The following is a 20596-nucleotide window of genomic DNA, read 5'->3' as shown; positions in this document are numbered from 1 at the left end:
CCGTGTGGACTCCCAGCCTGCCGCCCAGTATCGACCAATTCCTCGCACCCAACCTGCAACCGATTCCCGTTTTGCCGATCATCGGCCTGATCCTGGCCGGCCTGTATCTTGCAGGTGCCATCCGGCTGTGGGCCCTCGGCCGTCGCTGGTCGGTCATCCGCACCGTCTCCTTCCTCACCGGGTGCGCGCTCCTGCTTGTGGTGACCGGTGCCGGCCTGGAAGGCTACGGCCTCAGGATGTTCTCTGTTTTCGTGTTTCAACAGCTGAGCCTGATGATGATCATTCCGCCGTTACTTGTTCTCGGCTCACCCGGCACGCTCCTCCTGAGGGCGACACCGCACCAGGGTCCAGGCCGTACCGTTCTCCGAGTGGCGCACGCCGGACTCCGGTCACGAGCGGCGCGCGTCGCACTTCACCCGGCATTCGTCGTGCCGCTCGTTCTCTTCAGCTTCGTGGGCCTCTATCTCAGCGGTGCGGCCAGCGCGCTGCTAGCGACCTGGACCGGCCACATCGGTCTCGAAATTGCGTTCCTGGCCGTCGGGATCCTCTCCGCCACGCCCCTGATGTCCGCCGATCCGCTTCCGCGACCGACGTCGTACATAGGGCGCCTCTTTGAGGTCTTTCTGGAGATGCAGATCCATGCTGCTTTCGGCTTGGTCATGATCTTGACCCTGAGCCCAGTTGTTTCGTTCTTCGCAGATGCGCCGACTGCGTGGGAGATTGATCCGGTGCAAGACCAGGCGCTGGCCGGCGCACTGGCGTGGACCTACGGCGAGCTCCCGCTGCTTATCGTTCTGATTGTCACCCTTGCACGCTGGCAGCGCCGGGATACCGTCCGAGCAGCCAGAACCCAGGCGCGCGACGATGCCGACCTTGACGCGTACAACGAGTACCTGAATCGGCTCGGGGAGCGGAGCTGAACCCGCACGATTTAGAGCTCGGCTAAGGAGCGGGGTGCCTCTCGCACGCATTCTGGCCGTCGGATGTGGGCGTTGCCGGGTGCAGCAGGATTGTATGGCCGACGTGCTCCAGTCCGAGCTCGAGCAGAACTCGCACATGGGAATCGGCGATCTCGTAGTAAGCGATACGCCCAATCCGATGGACCTCGACAACTCGATGGGCGCGCAAGAGACGCAGCGCATGAGACACCGCTGATTCGCTCAGATCGATTGCCGCGGCGAGATCGCGCACGCACATGCGGCCATTGAGCAGAGCGATGAGGATTCGCACTCGGCTCGGTTCACCCAGCAGACCAAACACATCCGCCAGATCGGCAACGTCGCTTTCGGCGGGCATGTTCGAACGGGCAGCCAATACCTGCTCCACGTCGACCATGCGCGCCACGGGCGTCACCGTCGACGTTTCAAAGGGAACGGCGCTTCGGCCTTCATTTCGTGCGCTCATGTCTTCAACAGCGTACTCTTTCACCGGTTCCTCCAGCAGTGACTTAGATGGCGTTGGTCGCTTCGGTGTGCTCGGCCGGTTCACACTGGATGGTTGCATGGGAAATCTGGTACTTGTCCTGGAGCAAGTTGAGCACGGAATCAAGGACGTCCTGATACCTGCTGTCGGGGTCGATCGCGACGTGGCCGCTGGCGCTTTCCATCCCGGAAGTGATAGTCCACACGTGTAGATCGTGGACGCCGACCACGCCAGGGATCGCCAGAATCTGCCGATTGATCTCGGCAAGGTCTAGGTGCGGCGGGGCGACTTCCATCAGGATGCGGAGGGCCTGTCGGGTGAGTTTCCAGGTGCGCGGGAGGATGAACAGCCCGATACCCACGCCAATAATCGGATCTGCATACTGCCAACCCGTTGTGTACAAGATCAGCGCAGCCACGATGACGCCGATTGAACCGAGGAGATCTCCCCACACTTCCAGGTAGGCGCCCTTGAGGTTGATGCTCTCTTTGGACCCGGCCAGGAGGAGTCGAAAACTGATCAGGTTGACCACAAGCCCGATACTTGCCACGACGAGGAGTGGCAGGCCGGGCACGTCTGGGGGGTTCCCGAAACGCTGGACGGCTTCAAAGAGGACGTAGCCGGCCACGGCGAAGAGGAGAAGTCCGTTCGCCAGGGCCGCCAGTACTTCAAGGCGGTAGAAACCGTAGGTGCGCTGCGAAGTCGTCGGCCTGGAGGCCAAGGTGATGGCCGTCAGTGCCATGCCGAGTCCCAGGACGTCTGTTCCCATGTGCGCTGCATCCGAAATCAGGGCCAGCGAGTTCACCGAGAAACCGACGACCAATTCGACGACCATGTAGATCGCTGTCAGTGCAAAGGCGATGACGAGCGGTTTACGATGCCGGCCGGCAGCGCTGGCTGCCGAGGCGTGTGTGTGATCAGAACCCATCAAAAAACCTCTCGTGTAGGTAGTCTGGGGGCTCGACGCCGCGACAGCAGGAACGAACGTGCGCACCGCCGGTATTCCCTTAGACTCATGTATGAGCAGTCTTGCATACTTTGGATTGCGTGCAAGACCACGCGTCGTCATCAGCGAGACGGAGATTGAGTGAGTATGAAGAAGTGGTCCTTCACGACCGTTGCCGTTATCGCGTTCGCGCTGAGCGCATCCAGCATCTCCGCACTCATCGTCAATGCGTTGACGGGAATGGAGTTCTCGGGAATTCTCCTGCCGTATGCGATCGTGGCGTTGGTGGCCGGGGGAGCGATGTCGCTACGAGCGCACCTGTTGTGGCTGGGAAACGCGAATAAGTCGTCACCGGGCGCCCAAAAGCGCCCGAAGGGCTGAAGCCTTGGCGCCTAACACTCTTCGAATGACCGGAGACTGAAGCGCAGGAGGGGCCCTGGGTAGGCGGCCCCTCCTATGCATCTCAGCGCGAGCGGCGCATGCGGTAGACGAGAAAAACGGTCACGGCAGCCGTCAGCGCGATCACAGCAGCGCCGATCGTCAACCCCGCACCAAGATCGGCGGCGTCAGCAGCGCTGGCACCAGCTGTTGTTGACGGAGCATCGCTCCCGACAGCGGCCCCGTCGGTAGACGACGCCGTTCCGCAAACCGGGGCAGTGTCCGTGCCCGCCGCGGCCGCCGATCCGGCTGACGGCGCGTAGTCGAAGACGTACGACTCTGAGATAGCGTGCCCGTCGGCCGAGACCACTTGCCACAGCACCTCGTACTCGCCAGCACCGCCGAGGGTAGCTGGGGCCGTGATTGTTGCTCCCGCGAGGGTGACACAGCCGTCGGTGTAGTACCGGTCGTCGGGACCGATGACCTGCACTGCGAATGCATTACTCATCCCGCTGACGTTCAGAAGGTTGTCGCTGAACGTCAGTTCTACTTCGGTCATGCTTGTTGTCGTCTCACCGGCCTCGGGCGATGCGGCCAGAAGTGAGTCGTGCGCGGACACTGGTCCGACGGTGCCGCCGAAGATAAAGATCCCGGCGGCACCCAATACCCCAACGACCCCGCACAACTTGCGCAGTGGTGAGGTCATGCGGAACGCTTCCTACCGAACAGCGACACGGCCCCGAGGATCGTCCCCACGGCGGCGAGGATGAGCGCAGCGATGCTCAGGCCAAGGGGCAGACCTGAATCTGTGGCCCCGGTGGCGGTCGACGTTGTTGCGACTTCGGCGTCGGTCTCCGTCGCCGAGTGATCGGTGGAGGAGGAACCCCCGTGGCCGTCGGCCACGACCTCGTCTTCAACGAACAAGACCGGAGCGGCCTTGAGCGTCTCGTCGGCTTCGAGATCCTCGGCGGTAGCGGTCCAGTTCGCGACATCGCCGTCATCGTAGGTCTGAACGGCAGGGAAGAGAAGGCTTCCCGTTTCGGGGATCGGACCGAGTGAGACAGTCCACTGTTGGAACGAGCCTGGGCGGATGCCGTTGCCCTCATCTGCCGTGAAGACGATGCTCGTCGGAGCATCGGTGATGGTATTGCCGGAAACTTCTACAGGTTCGGGAAGCGTGCTGGTAATGACTTCGGTGGTCCACCCGGGCGTTGCCTGATAGCGCACGCTGACGATCGGGGTGTCCGTGGGCAGCGCTATCTCGACCTTGATGGTGGATGCTGTGGCGGATTCGTTCGCTGCCTGGAAGACGAAGTTCTGGGAGGCGCCGGGGTCTGCTGAGTTCGGGGTGATGCTCACGTGCGCGGAAGCCGCCAGTGGCGCGGCTATCGCGAGAGCGATGCCGGCGCCGACGGCGGTCAGCGAGGTGGCTAGGGTGCGGTTCTTCACTAGAAGGTCTCTATTCGTTGGTCGCGGGCGCGCACGCGGCAGGCCGTCATAACGCGCTCGATAGGTAAGTGGGGGTGCAGTGCGAGGTGGGTTTACGCCCAGACGAACGGCGGGCCCCGATGGCGCATCGCACCGAGCACAACGAGCCGCGCCTGCACCCACCCACACGAGGAAGAAACTGCGGTTGAGCGAGATGGTGCACTGGGCAGGATTTCGGTGACGGCAAACAATGCGGCAGCGACAGTAAGACCAGTGCGGGTGAGCAATACCCAAAACGTAGCCTCCCCGCGGCGCAGGGCGAAGAAGGTGAGAGCGGCAGCGAACAGGTGAGCCAACCACATGCCAGAATCGTCGCCGGTATGATCGGTCGCGGATCCCGCTCCGAGACTGAAAAGTGTCGTCGCAGCGGCATGAGCATGATGGCTCAGCCCCTCGGAATCGGAGGTGATCGCGTCAGCGGTGAAGTTTCCCATGCTCATGGTGACATGGAAAACTGCCTGGCTCGAAGCAACTGAAAACGCCAGTCGGACGCGGGACAAGGTCTTACCCGCCAGTAGCACGCACACCGGAATCGCGAACAGAAGAGCCACGACCACGCCAATGAGGCTCGGCGGACAGCCGTCAGCGACGGAGTGAAAGAAGACCGCCACGAACACCGCACCGAACGCCACGACCAGGCCGCGCACAGTACGAGCACCTCGAGTTCTCATACGCGTCACCTCCTGAATGGCAACCACTCGCGACAAGTCTGGCTAGGCCGCTGATCGCGGGCCTGAGCATGCTGGCCGACGTCAAGCCTCATTCAGAATGAACGAAGCTCCACGGCTTGCGTGGTGCGTACTATGTCTGAACAGTTTCGCATACGACCAAGACACTCGATTGAAACCGGTGCCCGCCGCCTGAGCGCCGGCCACCCGGACGAGATGTGTCTTCACCGTGAAGGGCCGACGAAGGGTGTGACGGTGAACCCACGGGGACCAACACGTGCATTGTTCCGACGAATGCGCTTTGCGGCCCGGACCGACGCTCGATGGCCGCTCACATTTGCTCTTCTGTTGCTGCTACTTACAGGATGTGGGGCGCTCGGGCCGCTTCTGCACGGAACGGCGTGGTGGTGGGCGATGGCGGTCACGGCGGGTGTGGTCCTCGTCGCTGCGGGCGCTCTGCGAAGTCTCGGCATACCCCGATATCTGGTGCCGGCAATGATCGGGGGTGTCCTGCTCCTCACTCTCACCCTTCTCTTCGGGAGAGGGAGTGGAGTGTTGTGGCTGATCCCAACCGGAGACACAGTCAAGCGGTTCCAGACCCTCTTCACCTCCGGGGTCATGTCCATCCAGGAACAAGGCACCCCGGCGGACGCCACCGCCGGCATCGTCTTCCTCCTCGCAACCGGTGCAGGGCTGATCGCGATCCTGATGGATGTTTTAGCCATCACCCTGCGGTGGCCTGCGGCAGCTGGTGTGCCGGTTCTCGTGCCGGTCGTCGCACCTGGGTTTCTGCTTGATGAGGGGGCGGATGTTGCTGCGCTCGTGGTCGCTTCCGCCGCGTTTTTCGTCCTCCTGCGGGTAGCCGCCCGCATCCACGAAAATGGAGCAACCCACCTGGCCGGCCCGGACCAGGACGCAGCACGCCAGCCGCTGCGGTCAGGGCCGGTGTGGGTCTCCGTTGCGATTGCCAGCATCGGGATCGGTGGCGCGCTGACGTTGAGCGCTGTCACTCCGCCGCTGACCGACGGGGGATCTGCGGGTGGTAGCTTGGGCGCCCTGTCCTACGGTTCCGGAATCAACCCGATGATCGACCTCGGAAGGGACCTGAGGCAGCCGAAACCTCGCCCGGCGCTGCACTACGTAACGACGGCCGATCAGCCGCCGTACCTCAAAATCCTCACGCTGGACCGATTCATCGAAACCAATTGGACCGCGCGGCCGGATCCGCCCCGCCAAGAAAATACGCTAGACGACATCCGAAAGCCAGACGGAGTTTCAGCGGATGTCCCGACCAGCGAGATGGTCACGTCGGTCGTCATCGACCGGCTCGACACCAGCTGGCTGCCAGCTCCGACCGCGCCCACGCGTGTTGACGGGCTGTCCGGTAACTGGCGCTGGGGCGATACGGCCCGGACAATATCGAGCCTGGGCTCCAGCACGCGCGGACAGGAGTACACGGTCACGTCCCTGCAACTAAAGCCGACAGTCCAACAGCTACGCAACTCCAGCACCGACTACCCCGCCGAGGCCTTGAACAATCTGGAGCTGCCCACGCCGCGCCCAGAGGTCGTCGACCAAACAGCACGTGTGCTGGCAACAGGAACCACCTCGAACTATGACGCCGCGGTCGCCATTCAGGAATACCTGCGAAGTGACGATTTTCGCTACGACACAGAAGCGCCGGTCGAAGAAGGCTTCGACGGCGGGGGAGTGGACGTCATCGGCAGATTCCTTGAGGTGAAGCGAGGGTATTGCGTACAGTTCGCTTCGGCAATGGCCGTCATGGCGCGTGTGCTGGGCATTCCGGCACGCGTCGCGCTCGGCTACGGTCCCGGAACGCGGGTGCCAGGAACAGGTCAGGAAAAGGCACGCTACGAGATCAGTTCCGACGATCTCCATACGTGGCCAGAACTGTACTTCGTCGACATCGGCTGGCTGCCGTTCGAACCGACCCCAGGCCGCGGAGCTGTCCCCGACTACGCTCGGCCGGACGCCGTATCCTCGGGATCCACACCCCTCTCCGGCCAGCCCACGCGAGGGCCATCGTCCAGTCAAGCGAACCCAACCGACGAACTGGGTGGGCTCGTGGGACCGGAAAGCCAGTTGCAGGACAGCGGCTCTCTGTCTCTCCTTGGACTCATCTCGGCGTTGGTGGCGGTGATTCTGATAACACCCGGCGTTGTTCGGCTATTGGTCCGCGAGCGGCGCAGACACCGCATTCGGTCCGGGCGCGGCGGAGCATCCGCGGCCTGGGCCGAAATCACTGACACCGCGCTGGACCATGGCATTCCGGTACGTGACACGGACACGCCGCGAAAATGGGCCGACTGCCTATCGATATCCGCAACCGCGGAAGCCTCACTGCACCGGCTTGTTGTCGTCGAGGAACGAGACCGCTACGCCCCCGCCGGCAAGGACGCAGGGCCCGGGAATCCGGTTCTTCTCGCGGACGATGTCGACCGGGTCGTCCGGGCGATACGCACTGGCGTCAACCTACGGACCCGAGCCATGGCCGTCGCCATGCCGGCCTCATTATGGCGCGCCATGAAGCGACGCGGGCGTGAAGAGTCGTCGACCTTGCCGGGGTAGACCGCATCTGTTTTCGTCCGCGCTGTCAGGTGTGTGGCTCTTCGTCACGAGTGAGCCGCGACGGGGAGAGTTTTCCAGATTTGCCGCCGGTTCCCTGGGGGGCGCCGATACCTCGGCCAACGATCAGAGCGAGGACGAGACCAGCCAATCCGAGGGCCGAGAGCGTCAATTCGATTCCGGCACCGAGGAGTGCGGCCGGTGTGATTGTCGTGCTCAGTGGAACATCCGCGACCATGGACCCGGGCGTGAATGCGGGTAGGCGATCGATCGTGCTCCCATCGGGGGCGATTACTGCTGATGTGCCCACAGTTGATACGTTCACGACGCTGCGACCGTACTCAATGGCGCGCAGGCGGGCGATGGCCAGTTGCTGGACACTTTCGTCGCTGCGGCCAAAGTCAGCGTTGTTTGAGGGAGCCAGAATGAGCTCGGCCCCACCAGCTACCATCTGGCGGATGAGGTTGTCATCGACGATATCGAAGCAAATTGCAAGGCCCGCCTTCACCTCTTCTAACTCGAAGATATTGTCCCGGGTCCCAATCGTGTAATCGCGGGGAATGAGCGAGAGCAATCCCGGCGCAAGTGGAAACCAGAAATCACGGTCCGGAATGTACTCGGCAAATGGCACCGGATGCATCTTGTCGTACTGATCGACAGCTCCAGAGCCGCGGTTCCACAGCAGCAGGCTATTGAACGTCTTGTCGCCGTCGGACGTGATCGTTCCAGTCACCAACGGAGCGTTCATCCGTTCCGTGACGTCGTCGAGAATATCTGCGGCCTGGCCATTCTTGAGCGGGTTGAGGTCAGCCGCGTTCTCCGGCCAGACGACGACGTCGACGTCCTCTCCATAGAGAGGTTCCGTAGCGGCAACGTGGTCGCCAAGGATCTCCCCGGGCTTGTACTCCCCAAACAGACCTGCATCCGAATCGCCCTGAACCCCGGCGACGCGCATGGTGCCCGCCTCAGCTATAGCAACCGGCGGCACGGCGAGGAACACAGTAATGAGCCCAACAGGGATGACGGCCAGGGCTGCCCGCCTTCGGAAAGTCCGACTACGCAAGACTTGGACGAATAGCGCTCCCACCCAGGCGAGCAGAAAGGAGAGCCCGGATATTCCGACCCATGCCACCAGCTCGCCGAAGGGGCTTTCTGATTGAGAGAAGGCCAGCCGGCCCCACGAAAATCCGCCGTACGGCCAGTTGCTGGTGACAAACTCTCGCAGGGTCCACAGGCAGGCGACGACAATCGGTGTAAAACCGTACCGTCCGAAGACGCCACGGAATGCTCGATCGGTGAATCGCCAAGCCACGGCGATGAGCGCGCAGCCCGCGGCGAAAAAGACCGCTTCAAGGCCTGCGAGGGCGAGCCACGGAACCGGGCCGAGGTAAACGGTGAGCCACAGGATGTGAGTTCCCCAGAAAGCGAACCCCCCGAGGAAACCCACTACGAGGGCACCTCGGACCCGGCGGCCGATAAGAGATCCGAGTATGAGAGGAGTGCCAATGAAGATCAGCGGCCACCAGCCGAGACCTGGAAAGGCCAAGGCATTCACTATCCCGCCGCTCACCGCCAGGACGAGGGCAAGCCAGAACGGTGACTGACCGTTCCTGAGCGAAGGTGTGCGCGGAGGGCGCAGCCGAGTTCCAGCGGTGCCAGTTTCAGTTAGCAACGGTTCCTCAGTGCGGTTTGCGCGCTGAGGCGGTTCTGAACGCTGGCGAAGTGATTGAGCAAAGTTGTCTCCAGAACGGTTCGACAGGGTGCCTGTCGGTCAGGAAATGTTGATGGCAAGGGCAGATATTGAAGCAATCGGATATGCGTGGTTGCCCTTTAGGGGGCTGCCAACGGGGCGGAGCAAGTGCCCAATTGGATGGCGCGCACGAGCGGTGCACGGAGCAGCTGACACACACTTGCCTGCGCTGCTGGGGTTGACCGACAGGGGGTGCGTTGTTGTGAGCCATTCGCGGGTTCTCGCTAATCTCGATGGTTTGGGACCTTGAGCCTCACGCCAACGATGATGAGCGCCAGCGCGGCAAGGAACTGTGCGGACACCCACCCTTGGCCTTGCAACTCGATGACGATGACCGGGTTCCAGAGAACGGCGATCGGCGCCAGTAGGATCAGCCACCACCACGCCTTTGCCTGGATCGTGAAGACACCCACGATTACCGCCAGGATGCTGACGACATAGCGAATGATGAGGTAACTTTCGACATCGAGCAGCGCTAAGCCAGCCAACAGGACGATTGCACCGAGTAGGCCGGGAGCGAGGGCGGAGCGCGTGAACGGAGGATCCACAGGAGTTCCTGTTGGGCGTTTGTCGGTGCGCATTCTCTAACCCTAGCGAGAGCTAACAGGGAATTAGCGGCAGCTTCTTCCCCACCACGGCGGCTCCGTTCGCGGCGTGTTGTCAGTATCGGTCGATATGTTCGTGGCATGGAACCGATCACCGCATGAAGTGCCCTATTGATGACGCCCAGCTTGTCATGACAGAGCGAGCAGGCATCGAGATTGACTATTGCCCGCAATGTCGCGGTGTCTGGTTGGACCGCGGAGAAATTGACAAGATAGTCGAGCGATCCATTGTGAACCAGCCGTTCCAAGCAGAGCCGACTGACTACCGTTCGAACGATAATCGTCCCCGCGAGGGTGGCCACGGCTCCAGTCATGGGCAAGGTCACGGCGGCTATTCCGATGGGCGGAAGCGAAAACGTCAGGGCTGGTTGGGCGAGCTTTTCGACTAAGCGTTGTCGTCGTGCTCTCGTTTGACGAAGCAACCTCGGACGTTCTCACGGTCAGGCGCGACCAGCAATTTGTTGGAACCATCGCTAGGACGCCGGAAGAATACGTCGTCATAGATGCAGCGGATAAGAACCGCGGCGTATATGAAAGCGTGGACGCCGCCCTTGCTGCTCTCTCGGACGACCTCCGGTAGCTGGTTCGTGTGATGGCCGTAAACTTGGCGGATCAGATTGTGGGCGACGTTCCACGTAAACGTTCGCTGTTCTATGCGCACTTAGCGCGGAAGCTCGGGTCTCATAGCCATGTACTACCACCGGGAACGTCTGTGGCCATCGCCCTCTATATTCATCTTCACTGCGCTTGTGATCCCCGCGAGCCTGCTCGTCTTCCTCCCCATCAACCCAACCGTGGGCGTACTGACCGCAGCCGTTCTCTACACCGGCATAATCGCTGTGCTCGTTCTCGCGTCCCCGACAATAGCTGTGACTGATTCGTACCTCATCGCAGGACCAGCGCGACTTCCAATTGAGCACATCGGTACGCCACAGGTCTTCCTAGCCGAGCAAGCCACTCTCGAGCGAGGCCAACGCCTAGACGCACGCGCTTGGCTCTTGCTCCGAGGATGGGTATCACCCGTCATCAAGATCCCCCTCACCGACCCAGAAGACCCCGCTCCCTACTGGCTCCTGTCCACCCGGCACCCGCAGCGAGTCGCCGATGCTCTGCTAAAATCTGCCTCGGCCGCCACAACTCCCGACGTGACGTAGGAAACCAACACGACGGTGCCAACAAGTATCAGCGGACCAACACCGGCGAGGATTCAAGTTGCGGCGGATCAGAAATGTCCGGGCCAGCTTTCCCCACCTGAGCTAGTCCTCGGGCGTTTAGGGCAGTGCTCACGCCGATGCCAAAGACACGAAGCAGGCGATCAAAGCGCTGCGATTGCGACAGGGGCCGCCTGCGGGGGCCAGGGTGTTTTCCGGCGGGGCTACAGGCCGGAGTACGAGTGGAGGCCTGTGAAGAAGACGTTCACAATGCCGAAGTTGAATAGCACGGCGCTGAAGCCGATGATCGAGAGCCACGCCGATCGCGAGCCGCGCCACCCGCGGGTCGCCCTGGCGTGGATGTAGCCTGCGTAGATGACCCAGATGATGAAGGTCCAGACTTCCTTGGTGTCCCAACCCCAGTAGCGACCCCACGCCTGCTCTGCCCAGACCGATCCGGCGATGAGAGTGAATGTCCAGAGGACGAAGCCGATGATGTTGCTTCGGTAAGCGAGGTTCTCCAACGTCGCAGACGAGGGCAGCGTGGCCAGGAACCGTAGCCGTGTCGGCCGATGCTCGGCCACGAGGCGCTCTCGCCTGAACTGAATCAGCTGCACGGCGGACAGGGCGAAGCCGAGCGCAAAGTAGCCGGTACCAAGTGATGCGACGAAGACGTGGATGACCAGCCACACCGATTGCAGCGCCGGTGGTAGCGGGGCAATCTCGACGTAGTACCTGAGAGCGGCGATGCCCAGCAAGATCAGCACCAATCCGGTGACGAAGGTACCGAGGAAGCGCAGGTCCGCTCGAGTGAGCGCGGTCAGAAACACCGTCATGATGAGCAGGGTGCCAATCATCGCGAACTCGTACATGTTTGCCCATGGCACACGTTCTGCGGCGATTCCGCGGAGCACCGTGGCGACCAGGTGTAGCGCCCAGGCGAGCCCGGTGAGCGAGACGCCGACGCGCAAGCTGGCCGAGCGGCCATACGGCATGGCAGCATCGTTTGCGATGCCGGCGCTGATCCGGGTCAGGGTCCTCGTGCCGCCGGATTCAGTCGAGGTAGGGTTGCCGGCCGTGGCAGCGAACTGCGCGGCGGCCGGCGCGGCATCGACAGCCGAAGAGCGCCTGGCTAGGTCAATCGAAAATGCGATGAACGCAAGCATGTACACGCCCATAGCGGAGTACAGGCTCAGTATCGAGAGATCATTGAGATTCATTAGATTGGCCTCCGTAGCTTTTCGGTTTCTCGGTGGACGTGATCGGCAGCGTAAACGCCGCACTGTGGCGGTCGGCGAGGTCTGCCACCGCCGCTTCGAGGGCAGGGTCATCGCCGCGAGCGAGACCCGCGTACTCGAGGCGTATCGACCCGTCAACACGGCGGGCTGCTCTCACCCACACCCGGCGGCGCGGGACGAACAACGAAGTGAGCAGACCCAGCAGCACGAACACGGAGAAGAGGAGCACCCAGCCCTGCGCCGGGTCCCTGTTGATGTCGAAGGAAGCGAACCTCAAGACGGAGCCAGAGAAATCGCCGGATTTGGCGCCCGGGTCGGCGTCCTCGAAAGTAACCGTGCCGAGCCTGTTGGGCAGTTGCTGAGTCTCGCCCGGCTTCAGCTCAAGCGACTTGGACCCCGTGGTGCCGCCGGTTAGCTGAGTCATGTTGTCGGTGGTGAGCGCATAGACGGATGTCGGCACACCCTTGTCAAGCCCGAGGTCGCCCGAGAACACGTTGAGGGTGAGCAGCGGGTACGCAAGGTCAGGGTATGAGGAGAAGTAAGCACCAGACTTGGCCTCGGCCTGGGTGGGGTAGAGGAAACCAATCATGCCCAGTTGCTCTGCGAGACCGTCCGGGACTTTCACCACTCCGAGGGACGTGAGGTTTGAATCCTGGGGCAGGAAGGGAATCGAGTCGGTGAAAACAATTGTGCCGTCCGGATCCTTGACGGTGATCGTGGGTGCGTAGCCGTTGCCCAGCAGGAAAATGTCTGTTCCTCCGGCACGCAACGGGGCGTTAACTTTCACCTCATCGGACTGCGCCGACCGTTCCCGCTCCGTAACTGTGACCCCGGCGATGTAGTCCACCGGCTGGCCGAGGGCGCTGAGGTTCTGCGTCTCGTATTCGACGTCGAAGCTGTCCAGCGTGAGCTTGTACGGGTCAAGGCTCTCATCGTTGAAGAAGCGACCGGGGTTGAACGAGTCATAGGCCAGCAGCGTGTTGACGAAGCTCTGGCCTTCGACGAGCACCCGCTGCCCGCTGAATCCATACCCGCTGCCGAAACCGACGGTGATCAGGATGCCGACCAGGGCCAAGTGGAAGACGAGATTACCGGTTTCGCGGAGGTAACCGCGCTCGGCGGAGACCGAGGGCTCAGGGCCTGCGTCGAAGAGCGCGACACGATAGCCCTTGGATTTTAGGAGGTGTTGTGCAGATTCAACGGCCGCCGCCGCATCCGTGCCGGCAGGGGCGTTGCGCGTGGTGAAGCCGGCCAGACGGCTCAGACGTGCCGGTGTTTTCGGTGGCTTTGCCCGAAGCGCTTGGAGGTGGTGCCGTGTGCGTGGGATCACGCAGCCGATGAGCGAGATAAACAGCAGGAGGTAGATCGAGGAGAACCAAGCTGAGGAGTAAACATCGAAGGCTTGGATGCTGTCGAGGGCAGGAGCGAGTTCGGGGTTGTCGGTGAAGTATTGGGTGACACCGTTTGGGTCGGAGCTGCGTTGGGGTACGAGAGACCCGGGGACTGCCGCGATCGCGAGCAGCAGGAGCAGTAGCAGCGCCGTGCGCATGCTTGTGAGCTGGCGCCAGAACCAGCGCAGCCAGCCTCTGAAGTCAAGTGCCGGTTGGGTGACACCATCGGCGGGCGGCTTGGAGTCGTAGTGGTCGAGCGGGCGCGACACTAAAACTCCTGCGTGGTCATGATCGATCCCTTTACCCGTGCAGCGCAAGTACGCCGCACGTCAGGGACGTTTATGGTCGGATAACCGTCATTGTGTCCTCCGATTTCCGCTCGCTGGGTCGTGTGCGGTGACGGCACCGACGCAACTCTCTGTATGCGTGTTCTGAGCATCGTTGTTCCATCCGTGATCATGCTTTAGAAGCTGAGCAGCCGTCGGGCATGGCTGTACTACGCGGCCCGGTGTGGGCACAAGAGGTAATTTCTCGGTCTAAACCCGAGTCACAGAAAGAACAGTCAGGCTGGGTCGGTATATGTGGAGGGGGGGTGCATACGTGGATTGTAAGAGGCGCCCAACGCCTCCTAACGCACGGCGACATACTGCGGCCGAAAGTACCCGGAGCAGCAGAGACGTGAGAGTGAGCAGAATGCCGCAACTGATGGTGATGAGTGCGCAGTCCAACATCCCGTCTGCAACCCCGGCGACCGAAGCGTCGACGGCTTGCATTGCCGGTGTCGCCGCCGCATCACCGGCAGCCCCGGTCACGACTGCGCTGGTGCCACGTGACTGTTCGGCATGCGCATATGCGCCCGGTAGGGTAGCGCCCATTTCAGGCTCCGCGACGGCCGTGTGAATGGCAAGCAGGCTTAGCAACACTGCGGCCGTGACCAACACGGACACGATCACAGAACGGAAGGCATCCCCAAGGGAGGGGTGATCCGCGATGGGGCTGCCGTTCAAGGCCATTTCACCTTTGGTCGGGATTCCGCATGAAAGAAGTTCACCGAAACGTTCCTCCACAAGGTACCCGATAATCGACTGCCGCCACAGTCAGCAGGCCTACAAAGCCCCTGTGAGGCTGGAGGAAAGGAGTTCGAAAAGTTCGACTATGCGTTTGAATAGAAGAACACCGGTCAAGAAAGGCTCCCTTTCCTCCTGCGGAAGCGCCGAGGCCGGCTTCGCCCGTGACATGCAGGTTCACCACGATCAGGGCGTTGAGCTGGCGATGATTGTTCGCGACCGCACCGACGACCCGGACGTTCGCCTGCTGGCCTAGGACGTTGCAACGACCCAAAGCCAGCAGTCCGGTCAGCTCTGCGGATGGCTCACGGAATGGGGACTGTCCCAGGCAGGCCGCAATAGGTGCATTGCTACTTGACATAATATAGAGTATCGCCCCCGTGCCGAGCGCGATTGCGTCAGGTGAGAATCGCCGAGCAGCAGGAGGTGCACCGCTGCTCGCCCTGGTGGTCACCTGATCTGACCCAGTCGACCGTGCCACTCGTGCTCGGCTCATCGCAGCCCGAATGCACCACCACTAACCAGGATGAAGATGCCCAGACCGATCAGAACGAGCGGGAACAGAATGTGCTCCCAACGTTCTAGAATCTCCGCGATCGGTCGACGAGTTGCGATGAACTTTGCGACAACAACCAGGACCGCAACGAGGGCCAGGAACACAACGCAGTATGCGACGACGGCGGCGGGACCCACGCTGAGAAACACCGGTACATAGACGCCGATGTTGTCACCGCCGTTGGCGAAGGTGACCCCGGCAACGGCCCAGACCGCGACCTTCTTTCCTTCGATCTTGCCCTCGTCGTCATCGTCCTCGTCGCGATTGCGCCACGCCTGCCATGCCGCCCAAAGACCCAAACCCAGGGGGATGAGGCCGAAGTAAGGAATGACTTCAGGAGGGAGGAACGCTCCTGCGCCGAGAGCAACGAGCACGGCTGCGCCGAGGATGCCAGCGAACCCCAAATACTGCCCGAGCAGAATCCGAGTCGTTGTACCTGGTTGGCCCGCACCTCGGGCGAAGAACAGCGAGAGCACGATGATGTCATCGATGTTCGTTACCAGGAACAGACCAACTGCTTGAAGGATGGAGAGGAAGATCATGCGCCGACCTCCCTCGTGCAGCAGTCCGCAACTGTACAGGTGGGGTCGATGCACTCGGCCTCGTGATCCACGGCCAGGGTCGTGTCCAGTAGAGCGGTAAGCGCCGTGGTCAATCGAGGATCTGCGATCTCGTATCGAGTGCGCCGCCCCTCGGGCTCTGCCACGACGATGCCGCAGTCGCGGAGGCACGTGAGGTGGTTGGAGACATTCGAGGGGCTCAGGCCCAGCTCGCGGGCGAGCGCCGCCGGATAGATCGGGCCATCAAGCAGCGACATAAGAATGCGCGATCGCGTCGAGTCAGCCATAGCGCGGCCAAGGCGATTCATCACGTCTAAGCGGGTAGTAATAGTCAGCACTCAATGAATATACACGCTTCGATGTATGATGCCTACAGCGCCGGACCATCCGATTAGGCGCGATCTCGACGCCAAGGAACCCCATCGTGCACACCTCGTTATCCGTGCCGGAGCCCGGCGCACGCCGTACCTACCGCATGAGTGACGCCTGGTGAGGGGGGATCGAGGCCGGAGGTTGGTTGTTGCGCTCCTGGTCGCGTTCAGTATGGCGGTGATCGATCAGGGCTCGAAGGCTCTAGCCCTGGCCCAGCTCAGCAAGCAAGGGCGCATTCCTTTGGTCGGTGACCTGCTGGGCCTCCAGCTTGCATTCAATCCCGGCACAGTCATGTCGCTCGGGTCAAGGAGCACGTGGGTGTTCACCGTGATCGGAGCTGCAGCGACAATCGCGCTGCTCTACGCGGCGTGGCGCTCGAAGTCGATCGCGTGGGCGATCGCTATCGGATTCGTCTGGGGCGGAGCGATAGGGAACCTCATCGACCGTCTCCTTGCCCCACCCGGATTTGGCGTCGGTCACGTGACCGACTTCCTCGCCTACGGCAACCTCTTTATTGGCAACATCGCAGACATCTCCATCGGCATCGGCGTTGGCTTGGGCCTCCTCCAAATCATCCGAAACCCCCACCCTGAGCTTTCGTCACCGCAGCCACCTGCGTGAGGACGTCGATGCAGTACTTACTTGTCCGCGTCGACCACCCGCGCGATCCGGGCACCTGGCCCCCGCCAGGACTCGCCGCCTCGCCGGGGCGGCGGCTCCGAGCCGTCCGCGCCTAGTCATCGGTAGCTTCTTCGCCCTCGTACGCTTATGGGCACACGACGGGCGGGGGAGGCATGGCGGCTGAGCGCCTTATCTACAAACGGGCCGACGGAAAATGGGCATGGAAGCTCACGTCGCAGGGTCACGTCATCGCCACCGACGGGGGACGAGGCTACAGAAACGAAGCGGATTGCCGACGCATCGCCGACGCCGTCACCGGGGGTGCCTTCGCCGACGCTAAGACGAGGGTTCTCGACTAGCTCACATCGGGCAGGCATCCTCGGTACCAGTCAACGAGGGGCGGCCGAGAGCCGCGGCGGAGCGGACCTGCGCGCCCAAGGTGCGCGAAATCTCGTGCGCGCTCTGTCCCATAAGGGTGTGTGCCACGAGTACCACGCGGCGACCCAACGAACGATGACGAACCATAAAGATCGGCTAAGACACCAGTGCGGCCCCCGAGCACACTTCTGACATAATCATTATTATCGGCGATATATCGCAGATATATCGTTGAAAATTGGATAGGAGAAATACTCCTCACTTGCGACGAGCTTTTCTGGCGTAGACGAGATCCCTGTTGCGTTCACATTGAGCAGCCGGCTTGTGAAGCTATTTCGGCCCTCAGGCTGGCTCATCGCTGTGGTTCACGGTCGCCCGGTGTGAATACTCTCGATCTAGCTGTTGGAACGACAGAAGCCGGCCGCGAACGGGCAAGGTCTTGTTCTCAGAGAAATCCGCTTCCGTAAGAGAGGTGACTCCCGGTTCTCGAGGCCTTTGTACCGGGATGGGATCTGAAGCCTTGGCACCCTCGAAACTGACCGCCATGTCCCAAGACATTCCCGTGTATAGCTGAGCGGAACCGTTCGTGGTCTCATCGCCAAGATAGAGAAAATCGACGTGACTGGACGTCCACTCATACCATTCAAATCGGCCTCGCGATGAGATGTCCCTTGGATCCTCGCTGATATCGCCTGGTGTGCCTACGCGGAACGACTCAATTTCTTCGATGGTCAGCTTCCGACCGCTCTTAACGAACCAGCTACTCTTCAGAATGAAATGAGCCTTGTGCCAGATCTCAACTGCGGCAGCTCTGAATAGGTAGGTGGTGAGTCCATAGCCAGAGACGCCAAGGTGGTCAAGGAGCGGTAGATGCTGGGGAACCTGCTTGTCTAGATGACTGCCACCCCACTTATTCGCGTACTCGCTGACAAGATTTGCCCACGACCAGGTTTTGGCATCCTTGCCAATCTGAATATGCGCCACAGGTTCTAACGGCCACTGCTTAATCGATACTTTGCGTCCACCGAGTTCACTTGTTTGACGAAACGACGTGGGTACCGAGCCAAACGCGAGGTACACATCGGGCCCCGTGGACGGCGGCCGGGATAACTCGATCTCCAACGATTCGAGGCCTGCCGACTTGGCTAAACGGCCGAGGACATCGTTACCCCGACCAGGATGGAGGAAGGCACGGAGAACGACTGCTAGGTCATCGACGGCGTATGCCTTTCCTGTGTCGATCCTTTCGATGTGGTCGCGTAGCCGCGCGAGCAAGTGGAGAGTCTGTCCTTTGAGATGCCAGCTCGGCTCATTTGCGTGGCCAGCAGATTGGGACTTTGCAATTCCAAACGCGTCAATACTCATGGGGTCACCTTAGATGTGGCACGGCATAACCTGATCGCGCGCCCTAGATCTGAACGGGGACGACGGTGTTCCATTCAGACTGGATGGCTAAGGACCGTGCGTCAGATTGTGGTTCATCATGAAGTTGAGATAAGCACCCAACTCGTGTGCAGTTTCTGCGTATGCAAGCGCCTCGCCGTCCGTGGGGCTATGTCTCCCGTGCGCAACTGCGTTTCGCAAATTGCGAAGTTCGATGACTGTGTCGATAGCACTCGGATCAATATTGAGAGTCGCGGTTAGTTGCCGGATCTGGTCAATCGGGTTTCGGGCACTCGCCTTTCCACCCACTGTGATAGCCAGGTTCGCAATATGAACGGTGAGGTTCTGCCACGCGCGAAGAATCGTTCCGCTGGGATCTACTGGTACCTGAGAGGGCGGGGTGGCACCAATCGCCCCGCTCGGTAGTCCTGCCGCATCGAGAAGAGCCTCAGTGCTCTCCTCTGCTTCAGCCAGAGATTCGCCAAAATCTGCCTCGACGCCTGGCGCTTTCAGATGGCGGAGCTGCTTCACCGCGCTAACTATCGACCGCCTGAAAACCAACGCAAGGGTGAAGACCAGCACGGGCCAGATAATGGTGTCGACCACCGATGCGACAAACTCTAGCCAGCCCATGCTGCAACTCTGTCAGAGAAGTCCATTCGTCTGAGCCTCACTCCTAGGTTTGGCGGGAGCAGGCACGGCCCTGACAGAAAGCTTGGCTAGGTCAACAGCGGAGAAGGGGGCCTCAAGCGACTTCAATATTATCCCCACGACCTTCACCGTCACGTTATGCAATTCCAGGAGAGTTCCCATAACCGAGTTTTCGGTTCCTGCGAAATGCCAGTCGTTTCGCATGGTCGCTCGGAGATCTCCGGATACGACGCCTAGCAACGTGTAGTAAGTCCGATCCACAGTGACGCCGGGCCATGACCGAGCATCAACGGAGTCTTCTTGAAGAGTGACATTCTCATCAATCTCTTCGAAAGTGAGAGATTGAATGGCCTCATGAAGTTCAAATCCTCTATGGGCATGAGTCCTGTACAAAGGACGTAAAAGAGCCAGTATTTCGAATTCAGGATGGAACGGTTGACACCGTTCGAAGGCAGCGGCGACGTTCGGTTTTACCTCGGCGATACCTCGAAGGTTGCTACGCAAAAGTTTGCTGAATTGGCCCTCAACTGTTGTCAGAGGGAAATACGTGCGGATACCTTCCTCACCGAATGCATGCACGTGCGCTGCGTTGCCAAGTTTGTCTAGCCCGCTGGCGAGCGCTCGAATTATCGTCCCTATCTCGCCGATCGCGAGATTGCTCAACTCTTCGGCGCGGACGCTCTCCTGGTAATCGGGCATCAAACGCCGCATTGCCGCGCCGGACGACTGCAATTCGATGCGAACAGCTCTGATGTAGGTATCGAGTGGCTGAACGGCCATGTGTGCTCCGAATCGTTGGCAACGCGCTTCGGTCAAAGATAGCGATCTATTCGTGGGCCGGAGTTGTCGTGGATCCTACTTTTACGTCACGCAGGGGAACCCCAAGTCGTTCGGCAACCTCGCGGCGAGAGATCCCCAGGTCGAGCATTGAAGAGACTGCCAAGGCTGCGTGCTCCCGAACTGCTGCGCTTTGCTTTGCGGCACGATCGTGCACTGCCGCGATCTCCTTCTGCGCTGCCATCTCGACTTCCTCGAGTGAGTCTTGTGCAACGAAATAATCGGTCGCCAGCTGTTCGAGCTGGTCTTGCTTCGCCCGGAACTCCGCTGCTTTCTCACGAGCGCGAGCCCGTGCGGTGCTTTGCTTCGCGGAGTTGCGTACCTCGGCCATATGTACCTCTTTCGTGGGGTCAAAGAATCCATTATGCGCGAGCCTTCGAGGGGGATTAAACCGCTGCGGAGTGCGGGAGGAAAATCAGGTTTCACGTCCGGTTAGGCACACAACGAACACGCCGACGCCGGCCTGTTCGCAATTGCCCTCGCGGTTGCTCTCTTGTAGCCGTTTCATCACCATTTCCTCGCTTCGGTCTTCCCAGCAGGCCCTCCCC

Annotated in this window: 23 protein-coding genes; 8 read left to right on the top strand and 15 right to left on the bottom strand. The window is 61.0% G+C overall.

Annotated elements, in window-relative coordinates:
* Positions 1 to 2: 2 nt before the first annotated feature.
* Entirely contained in the window at positions 3 to 920 is a 918-nt protein-coding gene (locus PA27867_RS19735) for a cytochrome c oxidase assembly protein (protein WP_236900940.1), read from the top strand.
* Positions 921 to 942: 22 nt separating this feature from the next.
* Here the strand turns inward: PA27867_RS19735 and PA27867_RS20445 are convergent, their stop codons facing one another.
* Positions 943 to 1428 carry a metalloregulator ArsR/SmtB family transcription factor gene (locus tag PA27867_RS20445; RefSeq protein WP_308287696.1) on the bottom strand — a complete coding sequence of 162 codons (486 nt, stop codon included), beginning with the start codon at positions 1426 to 1428 and terminating at the stop codon, positions 943 to 945.
* 19 nt (positions 1429 to 1447) lie between these two features.
* Positions 1448 to 2350 carry a cation diffusion facilitator family transporter gene (locus tag PA27867_RS19730; protein ID WP_066600615.1) on the bottom strand — a complete coding sequence of 301 codons (903 nt, stop codon included), beginning with the start codon at positions 2348 to 2350 and terminating at the stop codon, positions 1448 to 1450.
* 165 nt (positions 2351 to 2515) lie between these two features.
* Here PA27867_RS19730 and PA27867_RS19725 point away from each other — a divergent pair, with 165 nt between their 5' ends.
* Positions 2516 to 2749 carry a hypothetical protein gene (locus PA27867_RS19725; protein ID WP_066600611.1) on the top strand — a complete coding sequence of 78 codons (234 nt, stop codon included), beginning with the start codon at positions 2516 to 2518 and terminating at the stop codon, positions 2747 to 2749.
* An 82-nt stretch (positions 2750 to 2831) separates the two neighbouring features.
* Here the strand turns inward: PA27867_RS19725 and PA27867_RS19720 are convergent, their stop codons facing one another.
* The 3 genes from PA27867_RS19720 to PA27867_RS21005 all read right to left on the bottom strand — a co-directional run bounded on the left by PA27867_RS19720 (position 2832) and on the right by PA27867_RS21005 (position 4881).
* Positions 2832 to 3452, bottom strand: a complete 621-nt coding sequence (locus PA27867_RS19720; protein ID WP_066600608.1) for a copper resistance CopC family protein — start codon at positions 3450 to 3452, stop codon at positions 2832 to 2834.
* Positions 3449 to 4195 carry a YcnI family protein gene (locus PA27867_RS19715; RefSeq protein WP_066600605.1) on the bottom strand — a complete coding sequence of 249 codons (747 nt, stop codon included), beginning with the start codon at positions 4193 to 4195 and terminating at the stop codon, positions 3449 to 3451. Before PA27867_RS19715 ends, PA27867_RS19720 begins: the two co-directional genes overlap by 4 nt.
* A gap of 92 nt (positions 4196 to 4287) precedes the next feature.
* On the bottom strand, positions 4288 to 4881 hold the full coding sequence (locus PA27867_RS21005; protein ID WP_066600603.1) for a hypothetical protein: 594 nt from the start codon (positions 4879 to 4881) through the stop codon (positions 4288 to 4290).
* 156 nt (positions 4882 to 5037) lie between these two features.
* Between PA27867_RS21005 and PA27867_RS19705 the strand changes: the two genes are divergently transcribed.
* Positions 5038 to 7491 carry a transglutaminaseTgpA domain-containing protein gene (locus PA27867_RS19705; RefSeq protein ID WP_084021482.1) on the top strand — a complete coding sequence of 818 codons (2454 nt, stop codon included), beginning with the start codon at positions 5038 to 5040 and terminating at the stop codon, positions 7489 to 7491.
* A 25-nt stretch (positions 7492 to 7516) separates the two neighbouring features.
* Here the strand turns inward: PA27867_RS19705 and lnt are convergent, their stop codons facing one another.
* Together lnt and PA27867_RS19695 are read right to left on the bottom strand one after the other, a co-directional pair.
* On the bottom strand, positions 7517 to 9058 hold the full coding sequence (lnt, locus tag PA27867_RS19700) for an apolipoprotein N-acyltransferase (RefSeq protein ID WP_236900947.1): 1542 nt from the start codon (positions 9056 to 9058) through the stop codon (positions 7517 to 7519).
* Positions 9059 to 9462: 404 nt separating this feature from the next.
* Complete coding sequence (locus PA27867_RS19695; protein WP_066600600.1) at positions 9463 to 9819, bottom strand: DUF6804 family protein; 357 nt, start codon at positions 9817 to 9819, stop codon at positions 9463 to 9465.
* A 122-nt stretch (positions 9820 to 9941) separates the two neighbouring features.
* Here PA27867_RS19695 and PA27867_RS20440 point away from each other — a divergent pair, with 122 nt between their 5' ends.
* The 3 genes from PA27867_RS20440 (at position 9942) to PA27867_RS20435 (ending at position 10997) form a co-directional block, all read left to right on the top strand.
* Positions 9942 to 10232, top strand: a complete 291-nt coding sequence (locus PA27867_RS20440; RefSeq protein WP_084021481.1) for a zf-TFIIB domain-containing protein — start codon at positions 9942 to 9944, stop codon at positions 10230 to 10232.
* Between the two features lie 11 nt (positions 10233 to 10243).
* Positions 10244 to 10423 (top strand): hypothetical protein, encoded by a 180-nt coding sequence (locus PA27867_RS20860; RefSeq protein ID WP_157109401.1) that lies wholly within the window; start codon positions 10244 to 10246, stop codon positions 10421 to 10423.
* 109 nt (positions 10424 to 10532) lie between these two features.
* Entirely contained in the window at positions 10533 to 10997 is a 465-nt protein-coding gene (locus PA27867_RS20435) for a DUF3093 domain-containing protein (RefSeq protein ID WP_084021480.1), read from the top strand.
* A 221-nt stretch (positions 10998 to 11218) separates the two neighbouring features.
* Here the strand turns inward: PA27867_RS20435 and ccsB are convergent, their stop codons facing one another.
* Positions 11219 to 12214 (bottom strand): c-type cytochrome biogenesis protein CcsB, encoded by a 996-nt coding sequence (gene ccsB, locus PA27867_RS19690; protein WP_066600598.1) that lies wholly within the window; start codon positions 12212 to 12214, stop codon positions 11219 to 11221.
* On the bottom strand, positions 12201 to 13892 hold the full coding sequence (gene resB, locus PA27867_RS19685; RefSeq protein WP_066600594.1) for a cytochrome c biogenesis protein ResB: 1692 nt from the start codon (positions 13890 to 13892) through the stop codon (positions 12201 to 12203). The genes ccsB and resB overlap by 14 nt, the downstream gene beginning before the upstream one ends.
* Before the next feature lie 886 nt (positions 13893 to 14778).
* On the opposite strand from resB, the gene PA27867_RS20855 reads away from it, so the two are divergent.
* Positions 14779 to 14946, top strand: coding sequence for a DUF305 domain-containing protein (locus PA27867_RS20855; protein ID WP_157109400.1), 168 nt, complete (start codon positions 14779 to 14781; stop codon positions 14944 to 14946).
* Between the two features lie 236 nt (positions 14947 to 15182).
* Here PA27867_RS20855 and PA27867_RS19680 read toward each other — a convergent pair whose 3' ends face one another.
* Together PA27867_RS19680 and cmtR are read right to left on the bottom strand one after the other, a co-directional pair.
* The gene (locus PA27867_RS19680) at positions 15183 to 15788 is read right to left on the bottom strand and encodes a cadmium resistance transporter (protein WP_066600591.1); all 606 of its coding nucleotides are present in this window, start codon (positions 15786 to 15788) and stop codon (positions 15183 to 15185) included.
* On the bottom strand, positions 15785 to 16144 hold the full coding sequence (gene cmtR / locus PA27867_RS19675; protein ID WP_066600587.1) for a Cd(II)/Pb(II)-sensing metalloregulatory transcriptional regulator CmtR: 360 nt from the start codon (positions 16142 to 16144) through the stop codon (positions 15785 to 15787). The genes PA27867_RS19680 and cmtR overlap by 4 nt, the downstream gene beginning before the upstream one ends.
* A gap of 205 nt (positions 16145 to 16349) precedes the next feature.
* On the opposite strand from cmtR, the gene PA27867_RS19670 reads away from it, so the two are divergent.
* The gene (locus PA27867_RS19670; protein WP_084021488.1) at positions 16350 to 16799 is read left to right on the top strand and encodes a signal peptidase II; all 450 of its coding nucleotides are present in this window, start codon (positions 16350 to 16352) and stop codon (positions 16797 to 16799) included.
* 720 nt (positions 16800 to 17519) lie between these two features.
* Here the strand turns inward: PA27867_RS19670 and PA27867_RS20850 are convergent.
* The 4 genes from PA27867_RS20850 to PA27867_RS19660 all read right to left on the bottom strand — a co-directional run bounded on the left by PA27867_RS20850 (position 17520) and on the right by PA27867_RS19660 (position 20379).
* Positions 17520 to 18542, bottom strand: a complete 1023-nt coding sequence (locus tag PA27867_RS20850) for a hypothetical protein (RefSeq protein ID WP_157109399.1) — start codon at positions 18540 to 18542, stop codon at positions 17520 to 17522.
* A gap of 87 nt (positions 18543 to 18629) precedes the next feature.
* Positions 18630 to 19193 (bottom strand): hypothetical protein, encoded by a 564-nt coding sequence (locus PA27867_RS20845; protein ID WP_157109398.1) that lies wholly within the window; start codon positions 19191 to 19193, stop codon positions 18630 to 18632.
* Positions 19194 to 19205: 12 nt separating this feature from the next.
* The gene (locus PA27867_RS20840) at positions 19206 to 19991 is read right to left on the bottom strand and encodes a hypothetical protein (protein WP_157109397.1); all 786 of its coding nucleotides are present in this window, start codon (positions 19989 to 19991) and stop codon (positions 19206 to 19208) included.
* Positions 19992 to 20037: 46 nt separating this feature from the next.
* Positions 20038 to 20379, bottom strand: coding sequence for a hypothetical protein (locus PA27867_RS19660; RefSeq protein ID WP_066600576.1), 342 nt, complete (start codon positions 20377 to 20379; stop codon positions 20038 to 20040).
* Between the last annotated feature and the right edge of the window lie 217 nt (positions 20380 to 20596).

The sequence above is a fragment of the Cryobacterium arcticum genome (assembly GCF_001679725.1).
Lineage (GTDB): Bacteria > Actinomycetota > Actinomycetes > Actinomycetales > Microbacteriaceae > Cryobacterium > Cryobacterium arcticum_A.
This window is presented reverse-complemented; position numbering and strand designations above follow the sequence as displayed.